This is a genomic window from Microvirga zambiensis WSM3693 (assembly GCF_016735695.1).
Taxonomy (GTDB): domain Bacteria; phylum Pseudomonadota; class Alphaproteobacteria; order Rhizobiales; family Beijerinckiaceae; genus Microvirga; species Microvirga zambiensis.
Genome location: NZ_JAERQD010000022.1, coordinates 75,388 through 92,510, shown reverse-complemented (window position 1 = coordinate 92,510; position 17,123 = coordinate 75,388). Strand labels below are relative to the sequence as shown.

The window sequence follows — 17,123 nt, the reverse complement described above, 5'->3', positions numbered from 1 at the left end:
TCTTGCAAATCTCATCGCGCTCGGACCACATCAGCCTGGCTCAAAAGCGCCGCCGCCGCTCCCTTGCGCGCGGGCGGCTGACCTTGTTCATGGGGCTGTTCGGCGTTGCGTTCATTCTCCTGACCTTCGGCTATATCGCCTGGGAGCAGCGCAACCGGCTGATCCAGCGTAACGAGGACGATCTCGGGAATGCGGCCTTCTTCCTGGCCGATCACACGGCGCGGCTTCTCGAGGTCACGGATCTGACGCTCAAGCAGACCACGGCCCTGGTGCAGGGCCGCAACTGGGACGAGATCGAAACATCGCGGCCGCTCTGGCAGCAGATCCACGCGATCCAGGATTCCCTGCCCTATATCGAGGATGTCTGGCTCAACGATGCGAGCGGTCGGCTGCGCCTGACATCCGCACAGTTTCCGCCTCCGTCCTCGAATATCTCCGGGCGCGATGTGTTCAGTGCACAGCTGGGCGGGGATCGCGGGTTGTTCGTCGGCGAGCCGATTCTCGGGCGGGCCACGAAGGTGCCGACCTTCATGATCAGCCGGCGCCTGTCGAGTGCGAATGCGGAATTCGGCGGCATTGCCTCCGTTACCGTTTCCCTGTCCTATTTCTACGATTACTGGTCGAAGGTCCGGCTGCCGAGGGGGAGCCGGGTCGTCCTGATGCGGGCCTCCGACGGAGCCGTCATCGCGCAATCTCCGCCGCCGCCCGACGCGCTCTCGTTCGCGCCCATCGACAAGGCAGCCTTCGACGGGGCGCTGAGGACGGCCGCTCAGGCAGGCCTGTACTCGTACATCGCCGAAGGCAGGGAGCGGACCGGCGCCTATCGGCAGGTGGGCACGATGCCCCTCTATATGAATGTGAGCATGCCGGCCGATGCCTATTGGACGCCCTGGTATGTCCAGACGCGGCTCTACGGCGCCTTCGCGCTCATCGCCCTTCTGGCCCTGCTGGCGCTGACCGCGCTCGCGTCCGAGCAGTTCCACGAGCAGGCCGCCAATGCGGCGCTGCTGGAGCGCCAGGTATCCTTGCGGACGAACGAGCTGCGCACCGAAACGGCGGCGCTGGAAATCCTCAACCGGACGGGCTCTGCTCTCGCGGCCGAACTCGATCTCGACCGCATCATCGAGAATGTCGTCCATGCCGGGATCGAGCTGACCGGAGCGCAGTTCGGAGCCTTCTTCTGCGGCCTGTCACAGGAGGGGAAGGAGCATTATGCGAAGTCCAATGCGGGTGGTCTGAGCGAGGCCTTTTCCGCCCTGAACGTGCGGGAGATCGCAGCTCCCGCCTTCAAGGACGGCGAAACGGTCCGCCTCGACAACATCGCAATCGAGCAAGGTTATGACGGAACGCCGTTCACAGTCGATGCCATGCCGGGCTCGCCCGTGATCCGCAGCCTCATGGCTGTTCCCGTGCTGCTGCGGACAGGCGATATCCACGGCATTCTCGTCTTCGGGCACGAAAGAGCGCAGATGTTCAACTCTCGCGCTGAACGTCTGCTCGCGGGCCTGACGGCTCAGGCCGCGATCGCGCTCGAGAACAGCCGCCTCTATCGCAATGCCCAGAGCGAGATCGAGGAGCGCAAGCAGGCCCAGACGCAGCAATCGCTGCTGATCCGCGAACTGCATCACCGGGTCAAGAACACCCTCGCCACCGTCCAGGCTGTGGTCGGCGCCACCGCCCGCTCGGCGTTGAGCATCGACGATTTCTACCAGGCCTTCGTCGGGCGCATCATCTCGCTCGCCAACACCCATTCGCTGCTCACCGAGGCGGTGTGGCAGACCGCATCCTTACGCGAGATCATGGAGAAGGAGCTGCGCCCCTACAACGACACCAGGGGCGAGCGCATCAGGCTGGAAGGTCCTGCGGTGGAACTGCCCTCGGAAGCTGCCGTTCCCATCGGCATGGCGATCCACGAACTGACCACCAATGCCGCCAAATACGGCGCCTTGTCGGTTCCTCGCGGAAAGGTGTCGGTGTCCTGGCAGGCCGAGCCGGCCGAGGAGGGCACGCGGCTCAAGCTCGTCTGGCAGGAGCGGGGCGGGCCCAAGGTCTCGCCTCCCGCCCGCCAGGGCTTCGGCTCCCGGCTGCTGCACCGGGTTCTGGCGACACAGCTCAACGCGAAGGTCGAGATGGATTTCGATCCGGAAGGATTGCGCGTCGCCATCGATACCGTCCTCAAGCAGGCCCAGTTCCCCGAGATGAGCGTCTGACGCGCTTTACCGGCCCAGCCAATGCGCTGAGGCGTCCTGTTGGCGGAACCGCCGCAACCTCTTATCTAGGCCCTATCCAAGAGCGGGATTCGCCGAGAATTCTGCGGCCAAGGGGCTTTTGATGAACGAGAGCGTGAAACTGACCGATCTGCGCCAGGGCGTCCGCCCGGTGGACCACCCGCCTGCGAGGTCTGGGCGGATCGGTGTGCTTCTGATGAACCTGGGAACGCCGGAAGGAACCGGCTACTGGCCCATGCGGCGGTACCTGAAGGAGTTCCTCTCCGACCGACGCGTCATCGAGACGCCGCGCCTCATCTGGTGGCCGATCCTCAACCTCATCATTCTCACCAAGCGCCCCGGCCCCAAAGGACGCGACTACGCGTCGATCTGGAACAACGAGCGCGATGAAGGCCCGCTCAAGACCATCACCCGCAACCAGGCCGAAAGGGTTGCCGAGCACCTGAAGGCCATCGCCGGCGACAGGGTCACGGTCGACTGGGCGATGCGTTACGGCAAGCCGGAGGTGCGCGAGCGCATCCAGGCGCTCCTCGACCAGGGCTGCGACCGCATTCTTCTGGTGCCGCTCTATCCGCAATATGCCGCCGCCACCTCGGCCACCGCCTGCGACCAGGCCTTCCGCGCATTGATGGACATGCGCTGGCAGCCGAGCGTGCGCGTCTCGCCGCCCTATCACGACGATCCGGTCTATATCGATGCTCTCGTCGCCTCGATGAAGAAGGAGCTGGCGAGGCTTACCTTCGAGCCGGAGGTGATCCTCGTCTCCTTCCACGGCGTGCCGAAGGAATACCTGCTGAAAGGCGATCCCTATCACTGCCAGTGCGTGAAGACCTGGCGCCTCATGCGCGAGGCCTTCGGCTGGTCCGAGGATAGGTTCCGCATGAGCTTCCAGTCCCGCTTCGGCAAGGCCGAATGGCTGCAGCCCTACACGGACAAGACGGTGGAAGCGCTGGCCTCCAGCGGCGTGAAGCGCTTGGCCATCGTGGCGCCGGGCTTCTCGGCCGATTGCCTGGAAACCCTCGAAGAGCTCAACGTCGAGAACCGCGAGATCTTCATGCATCACGGCGGCGAGGACTTCGCCTATCTGCCCTGCCTCAACGACAGCGACGACGGCATGCGCGTCATCAATCACGTCGTGGAGCGCGAGCTTCAGGGGTGGATTTGATTGTCCTGTTTGGACGAGTCTCGCGTGTCATGGCCGGGCTTGTCCCGGCCATCCCGATCAGGAAGAGCGCTGCCTCGATCGATCGGGATCACCGGCACAAGGCCGTTGATGACATAGGTGAATAGATCAGCCTCTCAGGATTAAGGTGGAGGGTTATCCAAGCCGCGAATGACCGGCCGATGAGGCCCCGCTCTAGGACTCCAAGCCTGTTTGCGTTAGCGTGAGCCCTCTGCAACGAGGTTGCCTTGAGGGGATCATGCCGCTGAGTGGTTTCGACATCTTCGTCATCGTTCTGGTGCTCGTCGTCGTCGTGACGATCGCCATGGGCATCCGGACGGTCCCGCAGGGCTATGCCTATACGGTGGAGCGGTTCGGGCGCTATGCGCGCACCCTCACGCCGGGCCTCGGCCTGATCGTGCCCTATATCGATCAGATCGGGAAAAAGGTGAACGTCATGGAGCAGGTGCTCGACGTTCCGAGCCAGGAGGCCTTCACCAGGGACAATGCGGGCGTCACCATCGACGCCGTCGCCTTCTTCCAGGTGCTCGATGCGGCCAAGGCGTCCTATGAAGTTTCGAACCTGAACCAGGCGCTCCTGGTGCTGACCATGACCAATATCCGCACGGTCGTCGGCTCCATGGATCTCGACCAGCTTCTCTCGCATCGCGACGAGATCAACGAGCGCCTTTTGCGCGTCGTCGACGCCGCCGCCTCGCCCTGGGGCGCCAAGGTCACGCGCGTCGAGATCAAGGACATCATCCCGCCGCAGGATCTCGCCGGCGCCATGGCGCGCCAGATGAAGGCCGAGCGCGAGAAACGCGCCGCCGTGCTCGAAGCGGAAGGAATGCGCCAATCCGAAATCCTGCGGGCGGAGGGCCAGAAGCAGGCGCAGATCCTGGCCGCCGAGGGCCGGAAGGAAGCGGCCTTCCGCGATGCGGAGGCGCGCGAGCGTCAGGCGGAGGCCGAGGCCAAGGCGACCGGCATGGTGAGCGATGCCATCACCAAGGGCGATCTCAACGCGGCGAATTTCATCGTGGCGGAAAAATACATCGACGCGATCCGCGCGCTCGCCTCGGCGCCGAACCAGAAGGTGGTGATCGTGCCCATCGAGGCGGCCGGTCTTGCCGGAACGCTCGGCGGCATCGCGGAGCTGACCAGGTCCGTATTCGGGGAGGGCGGAGCCGGCGTGAAGCCGTCGCGCAGCGTGCCCACCGTCACGAAAGGAACCGAGCGCCCATGATCGCCGATACATTCATCGGCCTCGGCGCCTGGGCCTGGATCATCCTCGGCGTCATCCTGATCGGCATCGAGCTGCTGGCCCCGGGCGCCTTCTTCGTCTGGCTCGGCCTCGCCGCCATCGTCACCGGATTGGTGGACGCACTGCTCGGCCTGTCCTGGCAGGCGGCGGCGCTGCTTTTCGCGCTTTTGTCCGTCGGGGCCGTGATCCTGGGGCGCTTCGTCACCCGCTCGAAGACGCAGCCCGATGCGGCAACCACGCCGCTCAATCAGCGCGGACAATCCCTCGTCGGACGGGTCTTCACCCTCGAGACGCCGATCAAGGACGGAGAGGGGCGCATCCGCGTCGACGACAGCTCCTGGCGCGTCACCGGTGCCGACCGCTTCGCCGGAGCCAAGGTCCGCGTCGTGCGGGTCGAGGGATCGACGCTGGTGGTGGATGATCCCTGAGCATGCCTCGGAGCCTGGCTCGTCAATCTCTCGCCTCATCCTGAGGAGCCACGAAGTGGCGTCTCGAAGGAGGCTCCAGAGAGCACTGGAGACGCCCTCGTCCTTCGAGACGCTTCGCTCCTCAGGATGAGGGCTAGGGGGCAAAAACCCTTTTCGAGCCAGACTTCTCAGGCGAAGATCTTCATGCAGCGCCGGCGCGCAGCAGGTCGAGGTAGTGCACGAGGCCGACGGGGCGGCTGTTCTCGACCACGATGAGGGCTGTAATCCGCGAGGCCTCTTCCATTTCCAGGGCGGAGGCGACCAGGGCATCCGGCGCGATGGTGCGCGGGGTCTTGGTCATGATCGCCGTCACCGGCAGGGTCATGAGGTCCGACGTCAGGTTGCGGCGAAGATCCCCGTCGGTGACGATGCCGGCGAGCGTGCCGTCCGGATTGATCACGATCACGGCGCCAAAGCCCTTGCGGCCGATCTCGACGATGGCCTCGTCCATGCGGGCCTCGACGCCGACGACGGGCAGGCGCTCAGCCGTATGCATGATGTCGCGCACGAGCTTGAGGCGCGCGCCGAGCTTGCCGCCCGGGTGGAACACCTTGAAGTGCTCCGCCGTGAAGCCGCGCTTTTCCAGCAGCGCAACCGCGAGAGCATCGCCGAGCGCCAGCTGGATCGTGGTGGACGTGGTGGGGGCAAGCCCGTTCGGGCAGGCTTCCTTGGCCTTCGGCAGCGTCAGGCAGATATCGGCCGCGCGGCCGAGGGTCGAGCCGGCATTAGAGGTCAGCGCGATCAGCGGCACCCGGAAGCGGCGGGAATAGGCGATGATGTCGGCGAGCTCCGCCGTCTCGCCCGACCAGGACAGGGCGATGATCACGTCGTCGGTCTGGATCATGCCCAGATCGCCGTGGCTCGCCTCCGCCGGGTGGACATAATGGGCGGGGGTGCCGGTCGAGGCGAAGGTGGCGGTGATCTTGCGGCCCACATGGCCCGACTTGCCCATGCCGGTCACGATGACACGGCCCTTGGCGGCGGCCAGGGTTTCGACCGCAGCCGTGAAATAGGAGCCGAGGCCGTTGCCGATGGCTTCCATCAGGATCGTCAGGCCGTCGCGCTCGGTTTCGAGGGTGCGCAGGGCCGATTCGACGGAAGCGTCGAGCGAATGGGGGGCTTGTTGTGCAAGTGCCATGACCGCCCCTCTAGCACGGAGAGGCGGCCACGAGGAACCCACTTTACTTCTGGGTAGTGACTCAGTTGAGTGCTGATGGCCCCGGCAGACTGTCATTCCGGGGCCGCGCAGCGGAACCCGGAACCCATAGCCACGACAGCTCAGGATAGAGATGAGCGGCGTTGCGCCTCTTTCTGCATCCTCAGCGGTTATGAGTTCCGGGCTCGCCTACGGCGCCCCGGAATGACAGCGTGGGGCCAAAACTTAAGTCGCTACCTACTTCTGCCGCAGCAGGGCTTCGAGCTCGCGGCGGAACTCGGCCGAAAGCTCCTCGCGCTCCAGGGCATAGGCCACGTTGGCCATGAGGAAGCCGATCTTGGAGCCGGTGTCGTAGGTCCTGCCCTCATATTTCATGCCGAAGAAGGGCTGGTCCTTCATCAGGCGGATCATCGAATCCGTCAGCTGGATCTCGTTGCCTGCGCCGCGCTCCTGGGTCGAGAGCAGGTCGAAGACCTCCGGCTGCAGGATGTAGCGGCCGGAGATGATGTAGTTCGAGGGCGCGGTGCCCTTCGGCGGCTTTTCGACCATGCCGGTGATTTCGAAGGTCTGGCCGAATTCCTGGCCCACCGAAACGATGCCGTATTGGTGCGTCTGGTCCGCGGGCACCTCTTCGACGGCGATGATGTTGCCGCCATGCTTGTCGTAAGCCGCGATCATCTGCTCCATGGAGCCGCGGCTGAGCATGTCGGGCAGGATCACGGCGAAGGGCTCGTCGCCGACCAGTTCCCGGGCGCACCAGACCGCGTGGCCGAGGCCGAGAGGCTCCTGCTGGCGCGTGAAGCTCGTCTGGCCGGCCTGGGGCTGGTCCTTGGCGAGCAGTTCCAGCTCCTTGGTCTTGTTGCGGCCCTCGAGCGTGCGGTTGAGCTCGTAGGCGATGTCGAAATGGTCCTCGATCACCGCCTTGTTACGGCCGGTGACGAAAATGAAATGCTCAATGCCGGCGGCGCGCGCCTCATCAACAACGTGCTGCACGACGGGGCGGTCGACGACGCACAGCATCTCCTTGGGAACGGCCTTGGTGGCCGGCAGGAACCGGGTGCCGAGACCGGCGACGGGCAGGACTGCTTTGCGGATACGCTTCATTGATGGGGCCATGATTGAGCATCGGAAGGGAAGGGTAATCTAAGCCAGGTCCGGGAAAAGGAAACCGATAACTGTCAAGCTTCGGTTTCCTGAACATCCCGCCCGGCCATTGCGGTTAAGCCGGGAACAACGGCAGTTTTGCGACACAGGCCGAATTCGAAACCGATCGATCGGGCGCGGCACATAACGACGCAGTAGCAACAAGGCTAGCTGTCAACCGCCTGTTAACCTGCATAGTGTCGCAATAGCAGAACAGATCTGTCCTGTTTCCGTGAGCGACTTCCATGCGCCAGAAGCTGTCCCTGGTGCGCCGCCTCTCCGGCGCACTCCTTCTCGGTTTGAGCCTCACAGCCGGCGTGGGGGCCATGCCCTCTCCCGCGCTGGCGCAGGAGGTGTCGCAGGCCGGGTTCCAGCGCTTCGTCCAGGGACTCTGGCCGGCGGCCAAGGCGCGGGGCGTGTCGCGGGCGACCTTCGAGGAAGCCTTCCGCGGCGTCGAGCCAGACGCCAAGATCATCGCGCTCACGAAAAAACAATCGGAATTCGTCCGGCCGATCTGGGACTACATCAACGGCGCCATCTCGGCCCAGCGCCTGAAGCGCGGCCAGGAGATGGCGGCGGAATGGTCGAAGACCCTGGCCTCGGTGGAGCGCACCTACGGGGTACCGCGATCCGTGGTGCTCGGCGTCTGGGGCATGGAGACCAATTTCGGCAGCTTCACCGGCTCGATCTATGCGGTGCGGGCCCTGGCGACGCTCGCCTATACCGGCTACCGCGGCGATTTCTTCAAAGAGGAGCTGCTGACCGCGCTGCAGATCCTGGAAGGGGAGCATATCGACCGCTCCAAGATGCTGGGCTCCTGGGCCGGCGCCATGGGGCAGACCCAGTTCATGCCCTCGAGCTTCATGAAATTCGCCGTCGACGGCAACCGCGACGGGGTGCGGGACATCTGGTCGTCGGTGCCGGATGCCATGGCATCGACGGCCAATTACCTGCGCCAGCATGGCTGGCAGCCGGGCCTGCCCTGGGGCTTCGAGGTGGCATTGCCGAAAGGCTTCGACTTCCGTCACCTGCGGCAGGATTTCGCCCGCTGGCAGGCGGTGGGCCTGCGCCGCGTCGATGGCGGGGCCATGCCGCGCTCCGGCGAGGCCAGCCTGTTCCTGCCCGGCGGCGCCGGCGGACCGGCCTTCCTGGTGACCCGCAACTACGACGTGATCAAGGCCTACAACTCCTCCGACGCCTATGCCATGGGCGTCGCCCATCTCGGCGACCGGCTCCTCGGCGGCATGCCGATCCAGGGGGCCTGGCCGAAGGATCAGCCGATGCTGGACAAGGATCAGCGCCAGGAGCTGCAGGAGCGCCTCGCCGGCCTCGGCTACTACGAGGGCACCACGGACGGCAAACTCGGCTCCAAGACCCGCGACGCCGTGCGGAACTTCCAGCTGCGCCGTGGCTTGATCCCCGACGGCTATGCCGATTATGCGGTCTTGCGCGAATTGCGTGCGACCCGCTGACGGAGCTTCCGCAAGGCTCTATAATCCAGGCTGGTCCGGATCTGCTTGGAACCGCCTATGACCCTGATGCCGAATATTCGCGGATTGACGCTGGCCGTGCTGCTCGCCGGCCTGGGAAGCGGTGCGGCCCTGGCTCAGTCGGGCTATTCCCCGCAGCAATACCAGCAACAGCAGCAGCCGCGGCGCGATCTGCGGGCCTATCCGCCTGGCTATTATCCCGGCAAGCTGGTGCAGCCGGCACCGCAGCAGCAGCAGGGCTTCAGCCTGAGGCGCTTCTTCGGCGTTCCGGACACTCCGCCGCCGCCCGCGCAGGTGCCGGTCGTGCGGCCGCGCCGGACCGCCCCGCCGGCGACGGCCGTCGCCAGGCAGGAGAAGCCGAAGGTCGACCCGAGCACGCATGTGGTGGTGTTCGGCGATTCGCTCGCAGGTTTCGCCCGCCAGGGGCTCGACGCCCATTTCGCCGAGAACCCGGACGTGGAAGTGGTTGCGAAGGTGAGAGGTGACGTCAACCTTGTGCGCGCCGACCCGGCCGATTGGCCGAATTTCGTGAAGACGTCCCTGGATGGCGGACAGAAGACCTCCGTTGCCGTCATGATGCTCGGGACGAGCGACCGTCAGTCGATCCGCGAGGGCGACGAGACGATCGAGCCCCTGTCCGACCGCTGGAAGGATCTCTATCGCAAGCGGGTCGATGCGATCACGGCCGTTTTCAAGGAACGCGGGGTGCCTCTGGTCTGGATCGGCCTGCCGCCCATGAAGAACAGCAAGATCTCCGACGACCTCGTCGCCATGAACGAGATCTACAAGGAGAGCGTCCAGCGCAACGGCGGCGCCTATGTGGATATCTGGCCGGGCTTCGTGGACGACGAGAACCGCTACACGCCCGACGGCCCCGATGTGGACGGCGAGCCCGCCAAGCTGCGCACCAACGAGGGCATCTTCTTCACGCGGGCCGGTTCACGGAAGGTCGCCTTCTTCGCCGACACCGAAATCAAACGCATCCTGGGTCAGGGCGGAACGGCCACGGCTGCCGCTCCCAGCCCCGCCAACATCACGCCCGCGGACGGGTCGGCCACACCCGCCGTCGAGGCGGCGATTCCGTCCCCGCCTGATGCCGCAGCCCCCATATCGCTGCCTTCGAAGCCGCTGATCGGGCCGGTCCTGCCGCTCACCCGCCAGGATGTGACACCGAGCGGGACGCTGGTCACCGCGCCGCCCAAGCTGACAGGTGAGAACGCCTATCCGATCCAGCGCGCCTTAAGGGTCGGGATCGCGCCCGGCTCGCGGCCCGGCCGGGCCGACGATTATCGCTGGCCCAATCCTTAGACCAAGCGCCAACCCAATGCCCGACCGGATGAGTGATCACCTGAAAAGATGATGCGCTGTTTAACCTCTCCTTGAGGGAAAGGTCGCGCCGGAGGCGCGGGTGAGGGGTTGCGCCCTCTCCGGATGGAACTGTGCCCCCTCACCCTCGCTGCGCTCGACCTCTCCCCGCCGGGGAGAGGCAATTACGCGCCACATCTTGACGGGCTATCGTCGTCCCTACGCCGGCAGGATGCTGGCGCCCGTCAGGAAGATGTCGATGGAGCGGGCGGCCTGACGGCCTTCGCGGATCGCCCAGACGACAAGCGACTGGCCGCGGCGCATGTCGCCCGCGACGAACACTTTTTCGCTCGACGTGCGGTAGCTCCTGTCGTCGGCGACCACGTTGCCGCGCCGGTCCATGGCAACGCCGGATTCCTCCAGCAGACCTGCCTTCACCGAGCCGGCAAAGCCGATGGCGAGGAAGACGAGATCGGCCTTGAGGACGAATTCGGATCCGGCAATCGGCTGCCGCTTCTCGTCGACGCGGGAGCACAGAACACCCGTGACGCGGCCCTTCTTGCCCTCCAGCCCGAGCGTCGCAGCCTGGAACTCGCGCTCGGCGCCTTCGGCCTGGGACGAGGAGGTGCGCATCTTGGTCGGCCAGTATGGCCACACGGTCAGCTTGTCCTCGCGCTCCGGCGGCTTCGGACGGATGTCGAGCTGGGTCACGGAGAGCGCACCCTGGCGGAAGGCCGTGCCGACGCAGTCGGAGGCCGTGTCGCCGCCGCCGATCACCACCACGTGCTTGCCGCTCGCGAGAATCGGATCAGCGGTGACCTCCTCGCTGCCCATGCGCTGGTTGGCCTGGGTGAGATAGGGCATCGCGTAATACACGCCCGCAAGGTCCTGTCCCGGCAGGTTCGGATTGCGCGGATCCTCGGCGCCGCCGGCAAAGAGCACCGCATCGAACTCGTTGTGGAGCGAGGCGAAGCTCTTGTCGACACCAACGTTGACGCCGCAATGGAAGACCACGCCCTCGGCCTCCATCTGCTTCACGCGCCGGTCGATGTGGTACTTCTCCATCTTGAAGTCCGGGATGCCGTAGCGCAGCAGCCCGCCGGGCTTCGCCTGGCGCTCGAACACATGCACCTCGTGGCCGGCGCGGGCGAGCTGCTGGGCGGCCGCCATGCCGGCAGGGCCGGAACCGATCACCGCAACCCGCTTGCCGGTCGAGACCTCGGCCGGCTCGGGCTTGATGAAGCCCATTTCCCAGGCCTTGTCGGCGATGGCCTGCTCGATGGTCTTGATCGTGACCGGCTGGTTCTCGAGGTTGAGCGTGCACGCTTCCTCGCACGGCGCCGGGCAGATGCGGCCGGTGAATTCCGGAAAGTTGTTGGTGGTGTGGAGATTGCGCGCAGCCTCCTCCCAGTCGTCGGACCAGACCAGATCGTTCCAATCGGGGATCTGGTTGTGCACGGGACAGCCCGTCGGACCGTGGCAGAAGGGGATGCCGCAATCCATGCAGCGTCCCGCCTGCTTCTTCAGGTCGTTGTCGTCGAGCGGCAGCGTGAACTCGCGGAAGTGGCGCACACGTTCTCCGGCGAGCTGATACTTCTGCTCCTGCCGGTCGTATTCGAGAAAGCCTGTGACCTTGCCCATGGGTTTGCCTTAAAATTCCTTATTCCGCTGCCTGCAGGGTCCGGAGACGATCCATCTCCTGGAGCGCACGGCGATACTCGACCGGCATGACCTTCACGAACTTCGTGCGGTAGGTCGTCCAGTTGTCGAGGATCTCCTTGGCGCGCGTCGAGCCCGTATAGGTGTGGTGATTGGTGATGAGCTGCATCAGGCGCTCTTCATCGGGGCCGGACATGTTGGCCATGATGTCGATGCGGCCCTTGGTCTCCAGATCGCCGCCGTGATGGTGGAGGCGGCGCATCAGGTCCTCCTCCTCCTCGACCGGTTCGAGATCGACCATGGACAGGTTGCAGCGCTTGGTGAAGGTGCCGTCCTCGTCGAGCACATAGGCGATGCCGCCCGACATGCCGGCCGCGAAGTTGCGCCCCGTCTGACCGAGCACGACCACGAGGCCGCCGGTCATGTATTCGCAGCCGTGATCGCCCGTGCCTTCGACCACTGCGATGGCGCCGGAGTTGCGCACGGCGAAGCGCTCGCCCGCAACGCCGCGGAAATAAGCTTCGCCCGCGATGGCGCCGTACATCACCGTATTGCCGACGACGATGGAGTGCTCAGGGGCGGCCTGCGAGTTCGGCGACGGCGCGATGATGATCTTGCCGCCCGACAAGCCCTTGCCGACATAGTCGTTGGCCTCGCCCTCGAGGTTGAGCGTGACGCCTGCCGCAAGCCACGCGCCGAAGCTCTGGCCCGCGGTGCCCTTCAGATTCACGGTGATCGTGTCGTCGGGAAGGCCCTCGTGGCCGTAGCGCTTGGCGACCTCGCCGGAGAGCATGGCGCCGACCGTGCGGTCGGAGCTTTTCACCTTCGATTCAATGGCGATGCTCTCGCCGTTCTCCAGCGCGGAACCAGCCTGCGCGATGAATTCGCGGTCGAGCACCTTATCGATCGGGTGGGCCTGTCGCTCCTGGTGGCGGATCGCCACGTTCGGGCCGGCCTCCGGCTTATGGAACAGCTTGGTGAAGTCGAGGCCCTTCGCCTTCCAGTGGTCGATAGCCGCGTTCTTGTCGAGAAGGTCGGACTGGCCGATCATCTCGTCGAAGGTACGGAAGCCCATCCGAGCCATCAGTTCGCGCACTTCCTCGGCGACGAAGAAGAAGTAGTTGACCACGTGCTCGGGCAGGCCCTTGAAGCGCTTGCGCAGCACCGGGTCCTGCGTGGCGACGCCGACAGGACAGGTGTTGAGATGGCACTTGCGCATCATGATGCAGCCGGCTGCGATCAACGGCGCGGTCGAGAAGCCGTATTCGTCGGCACCGAGCAAAGCTGCGATCACCACGTCGCGGCCCGTGCGCAGGCCACCGTCCGCCTGGAGCGCCACGCGGCCGCGCAGGCGGTTGAGCACGAGGGTCTGCTGCGTCTCGGCAAGGCCGATCTCCCAGGGCGAGCCCGCATGTTTCAGCGAGGTGAGGGGAGACGCACCCGTGCCGCCCTCGAAGCCCGAGATCGTGATGTGGTCGGCGCGCGCCTTGGCGACGCCTGCCGCAACAGTCCCGACGCCGACTTCCGCGACGAGCTTCACGGAGACATCGGCTCCCGGGTTCACGTTCTTCAGGTCGAAGATAAGCTGCGCCAGATCCTCGATGGAGTAGATGTCATGGTGCGGCGGCGGCGAGATGAGGCCGACGCCCGGAGTCGAGTGGCGCACGCGGGCGATCTTCGCGTCGACCTTGTGGCCCGGCAGCTGGCCGCCCTCGCCGGGCTTGGCGCCCTGCGCGACCTTGATCTGCATCATGTCGGCATTGACGAGATATTCCGTCGTCACGCCGAAGCGGCCGGAGGCCACCTGCTTGATGGCGGAGCGCTTCGACATGCCGTTCGGCAGAACGCGGAAGCGCTCAGGCTCCTCGCCGCCCTCACCGGTGTTGGACTTGCCGCCGATGGCGTTCATGGCGAGCGCCAGGGTCTCGTGCGCTTCCTTCGAGATCGAGCCGAAGGACATGGCGCCGGTGGAGAAGCGCTTCACGATCTCCTGCGCCGTCTCGACCTCGCTCAGATCGACGGGCGCACGTCCCGCTTCCTCGGCATTCTTGATGCGGAAGAGGCCGCGGATGGTCTTCAGCTCGTTGTCCTGCTCGTTCACGAGGCGCGCGAATTCGCGATAGCGCTCCTCGGCGTTGAGGCGCACGGCATGCTGCAGCGTCGCGACCGTGTCGGGGTTCCAGGCATGCACCTCGCCGCGCTGGCGATAGGCGTATTCGCCGCCGACATCGAGCGCGTTGCGGTAGATCGGCGCGTCGCCGAAGGCGTCGCGATGGCGGCGCACGTTCTCCTCCGCCACCTCGTCCATGCCGATGCCTTCGATGGTGGTCGCCGTGCCGAAGAAGTCGCGGGCCACGAACTCGGACTTGAGGCCGACAGCATCGAAGATCTGCGCACCGCAATAGGATTGGTAGGTGGAGATGCCCATCTTGGACATCACCTTGAGCAGGCCCTTGCCGATGGACTTGATGTAGCGCTTGATCGCCTCGTCCGCGTCGACTTCCTCCGGCAACTCGCCGTTTTCGAGCATCGCCTCGATGGTCTCGAAGGCGAGATAGGGATTGATCGCCTCGGCGCCATAGCCGGCAAGGCAGGCGAAATGATGGATCTCGCGCGGCTCGCCGCTCTCGACGACAAGACCGACCGAGGTGCGAAGCCCTTTGCGGATCAGGTAATTGTGCACAGCGGCAGTGGCGAGCAGCGCCGGGATCGGAATGCGGTCAGGTCCCACCATGCGGTCGGTCAGGATGATGATGTTGTAGCCGCCATGGACCGCCGCTTCCGCGCGATCGCAGAGGCGGTCGAGGGCGCCGTCGAGGGCTGAGGCGCCAAGTTCGGCATCATAGGTGATGTCGAGGGTCTTAGTGTCGAAGCGGTCCTCGAAATGGCCGATGCAGCGGATCTTTTCCAGATCCTCGTTGGTGAGGATCGGCTGGCGCACTTCGAGGCGCTTGCGGCGCGAGGTGCCTTCGAGATCGAGGATGTTCGGGCGCGGGCCGATGAACGACACGAGGCTCATGACGAGCTCTTCGCGGATCGGATCGATCGGCGGGTTCGTCACCTGGGCGAAGTTCTGCTTGAAATAGGTATAGAGCAGCTTCGACTTGTCGGAGAGCGCGGAGATCGGCGTGTCCGAACCCATGGAACCGACCGCCTCCTGGCCGGTCACGGCCATGGGCTGCATGAGCAGCTTGAGGTCCTCCGCCGAATAGCCGAAGGCCTGCTGGCGGTCGAGGAGCGATACGTCCGTGCGCGACTCGCGCGCCTGCACGGGCTTCAGATCCTCGAGCACGATCTGCGTGCGCTTCAGCCAATCCTTGTAGGGATGGGCGTTCGAGAGCTGCTGCTTGATCTCGTCGTCGGAAACGATGCGGCCTTCTTCCAAATCGATGAGCAGCATCTTGCCCGGCTGCAGGCGCCACTTCTCGACGATCTTCTCTTCCGGGATCGGCAGCACGCCCATTTCGGAGGCGAGCACCACGAGGCCGTCGTCGGTCACGAGATAGCGCGCGGGGCGCAGGCCGTTGCGGTCGAGCGTCGCGCCGATCTGCTTGCCGTCGGTGAAGCACACGGCGGCGGGGCCGTCCCACGGCTCCATGAGGGCGGCGTGATACTCGTAGAAAGCACGCCGGTCGTCGTTCATGAGCGGGTTGCCGGCCCAGGCCTCCGGGATCAGCATCATCATGGCATGCGACAGCGAATAGCCGCCGCGGACCAGGAATTCGAGCGCGTTGTCGAAGCAGGCGGTGTCGGACTGGCCCTCATAGGAGATCGGCCAGAGCTTCGAGATGTCGTTGCCGAAGAGTTCGGAATCGACGGAGGCCTGGCGCGCGGCCATCCAGTTCACGTTGCCGCGAAGCGTGTTGATCTCGCCGTTATGGGCGACCATGCGGTAGGGATGCGCGAGCTGCCAGGTCGGGAAGGTGTTGGTGGCGAAGCGCTGGTGCACGAGGGCGATGGCGCTCTCGAAGCGCTCGTCCTGCAGGTCGAGATAGTAGTCGCGCAGCTGGGTGACCAGCACCATGCCCTTGTAGACGATGGTGCGCGAGGAGAGACTCACCGGGTAATAGCCGGCGGTCCGCGCGTCCTTCATGTCGTAGACGGCGTTGGAGATCACCTTGCGGGCGATGAACAGGCGGCGCTCGAAGGTCTCAGGCTCGTCCATGCCCTTGCCCTTGCCGATGAAGATCTGGCGGTGCTGCGGCTCGGTCGCCTTCACGCTCTCGCCGAGATCGCTCGAATCCACCGGCACTTCGCGCCAGCCGAGAACCTGCAGGCCCTCGTCCGTGATCGCCTTGGTGACGATCTCCTCGACGAGCTGGAAGCCTTCCGGATCGCGGGGCATGAACAGATGGCCGACGCCGTACTGGCCTTCCTCGGGCAGCCAGATGCCGACCTTGGCGCACTCAGCCGCGAAGAACTTGTGCGGGATCTGAACCAGGATGCCACAGCCGTCGCCCATCTTCGGGTCCGCGCCCACGGCGCCGCGATGGTCGAGATTGTGCAGGATCGACAGGCCCTGCTCGACGATGTCGTGCGACTTGCGGTTCTTCATGTCGGCGATGAAGCCGACGCCGCAGGAATCCTGCTCGTTGCCTGGATCGTAGAGGCCCTGGGCGGCCGGCAGGCCTGGATCGCGCACGAAGCGGACTTTGTCAGCCATCGTGGCCGTGCGGCTCGGCACTTCGATTTCCAGGCTCTTGGTCGGCTCGTCGCTCATGGCAGATCCTCACATCCGAACGCGTATTCAGGTTCATTTGAGGCGGCTTTTGGGCCCGCCGGATGATCGGATCGTCCGGAGTGCCCGCCGCTTCTTTAAGGCTTTCGAGGGTTGGGTCCGGCAGGGGAGCCCGCACCTCGCGGGCACCTTGGGCTGTCGTCAGCCCAGAGTCGCCCGTCCCGCCCACGTTTTGCGGGCGGCTTTCGTGGTATCTCGTTTCGTTCGCGTCGCGCGAAGCATCAAGAAAACCCCAGGGCGTAGGACAGGGTGTAGGCACCCCAAAAGGGACAGCATCGCTGTCCTAATGAGGGCAAAGTGCCAGAGATCTCCGCACTGCACAAGAGGGTTTAGAAAAATTTTAGACAAAAGTTACAAGCCGGCGACTCCGAATGTAACAAAAGCAGCTTTTTTGCCTTAGGAACGAAAGTCTCCGCCGATGGGTCAATGATCTTGACATGTTGCCCGGCTCTCGCAACTGGCTCTTCCGATGCGGAAGCATGGCACCCGAGCCTGGGAGCCATTCCCCTTTCAG

At 65.0% G+C, this 17,123-nt stretch carries 10 protein-coding genes; 6 read left to right on the top strand and 4 right to left on the bottom strand.

The genetic code is table 11. The features are described 5' to 3' along the window. Positions 1-2: 2 nt before the first annotated feature. The 4 genes from JKL46_RS17830 (at position 3) to JKL46_RS17815 (ending at position 5,079) form a co-directional block, all read left to right on the top strand. Positions 3-2,210, top strand: coding sequence for a sensor histidine kinase (locus JKL46_RS17830; RefSeq protein WP_201835368.1), 2,208 nt, complete (start codon positions 3-5; stop codon positions 2,208-2,210). Between the two features lie 121 nt (positions 2,211-2,331). Further along, the gene (hemH, locus tag JKL46_RS17825; protein ID WP_201835366.1) at positions 2,332-3,393 is read left to right on the top strand and encodes a ferrochelatase; all 1,062 of its coding nucleotides are present in this window, start codon (positions 2,332-2,334) and stop codon (positions 3,391-3,393) included. 256 nt (positions 3,394-3,649) lie between these two features. Continuing rightward, positions 3,650-4,633, top strand: a complete 984-nt coding sequence (locus JKL46_RS17820; RefSeq protein WP_201835364.1) for an SPFH domain-containing protein — start codon at positions 3,650-3,652, stop codon at positions 4,631-4,633. Further along, positions 4,630-5,079: an NfeD family protein gene (locus JKL46_RS17815; protein WP_201835362.1), complete on the top strand. Its 450-nt coding sequence runs from the start codon at positions 4,630-4,632 to the stop codon at positions 5,077-5,079. Before JKL46_RS17820 ends, JKL46_RS17815 begins: the two co-directional genes overlap by 4 nt. 181 nt (positions 5,080-5,260) lie before the next feature. Here the strand turns inward: JKL46_RS17815 and JKL46_RS17810 are convergent, their stop codons facing one another. Both JKL46_RS17810 and JKL46_RS17805 read right to left on the bottom strand, forming a co-directional pair. Then, entirely contained in the window at positions 5,261-6,256 is a 996-nt protein-coding gene (locus JKL46_RS17810) for a KpsF/GutQ family sugar-phosphate isomerase (protein WP_201835360.1), read from the bottom strand. Positions 6,257-6,511: 255 nt separating this feature from the next. Next, complete coding sequence (locus JKL46_RS17805; protein ID WP_201835398.1) at positions 6,512-7,378, bottom strand: UTP--glucose-1-phosphate uridylyltransferase; 867 nt, start codon at positions 7,376-7,378, stop codon at positions 6,512-6,514. 284 nt (positions 7,379-7,662) lie between these two features. Between JKL46_RS17805 and JKL46_RS17800 the strand changes: the two genes are divergently transcribed. After that, positions 7,663-8,889 (top strand): lytic murein transglycosylase, encoded by a 1,227-nt coding sequence (locus tag JKL46_RS17800; RefSeq protein ID WP_201835357.1) that lies wholly within the window; start codon positions 7,663-7,665, stop codon positions 8,887-8,889. Between the two features lie 57 nt (positions 8,890-8,946). Further along, entirely contained in the window at positions 8,947-10,215 is a 1,269-nt protein-coding gene (locus tag JKL46_RS17795; RefSeq protein WP_201835355.1) for an SGNH/GDSL hydrolase family protein, read from the top strand. Between the two features lie 216 nt (positions 10,216-10,431). Here JKL46_RS17795 and JKL46_RS17790 read toward each other — a convergent pair whose 3' ends face one another. Both JKL46_RS17790 and gltB read right to left on the bottom strand, forming a co-directional pair. Further along, a complete protein-coding gene (locus JKL46_RS17790) occupies positions 10,432-11,853 on the bottom strand; it encodes a glutamate synthase subunit beta (protein WP_201835353.1) in 1,422 nt (473 codons plus the stop codon). Between the two features lie 19 nt (positions 11,854-11,872). After that, positions 11,873-16,591 carry a glutamate synthase large subunit gene (gene gltB, locus JKL46_RS17785; RefSeq protein ID WP_201835351.1) on the bottom strand — a complete coding sequence of 1,573 codons (4,719 nt, stop codon included), beginning with the start codon at positions 16,589-16,591 and terminating at the stop codon, positions 11,873-11,875. Between the last annotated feature and the right edge of the window lie 532 nt (positions 16,592-17,123).

Coding starts and splice junctions, on each gene's coding strand:
- JKL46_RS17790 (WP_201835353.1), bottom strand. CDS start 11,853: ATGGGCAAGGTCACAGGCTTTCTCGAATACGACCGGCAGGAGCAGAAG.
- JKL46_RS17810 (WP_201835360.1), bottom strand. CDS start 6,256: ATGGCACTTGCACAACAAGCCCCCCATTCGCTCGACGCTTCCGTCGAA.
- JKL46_RS17800 (WP_201835357.1), top strand. CDS start 7,663: ATGCGCCAGAAGCTGTCCCTGGTGCGCCGCCTCTCCGGCGCACTCCTT.
- JKL46_RS17795 (WP_201835355.1), top strand. CDS start 8,947: ATGACCCTGATGCCGAATATTCGCGGATTGACGCTGGCCGTGCTGCTC.
- gltB (WP_201835351.1), bottom strand. CDS start 16,591: ATGAGCGACGAGCCGACCAAGAGCCTGGAAATCGAAGTGCCGAGCCGC.
- hemH (WP_201835366.1), top strand. CDS start 2,332: ATGAACGAGAGCGTGAAACTGACCGATCTGCGCCAGGGCGTCCGCCCG.
- JKL46_RS17820 (WP_201835364.1), top strand. CDS start 3,650: ATGCCGCTGAGTGGTTTCGACATCTTCGTCATCGTTCTGGTGCTCGTC.
- JKL46_RS17805 (WP_201835398.1), bottom strand. CDS start 7,378: ATGAAGCGTATCCGCAAAGCAGTCCTGCCCGTCGCCGGTCTCGGCACC.
- JKL46_RS17815 (WP_201835362.1), top strand. CDS start 4,630: ATGATCGCCGATACATTCATCGGCCTCGGCGCCTGGGCCTGGATCATC.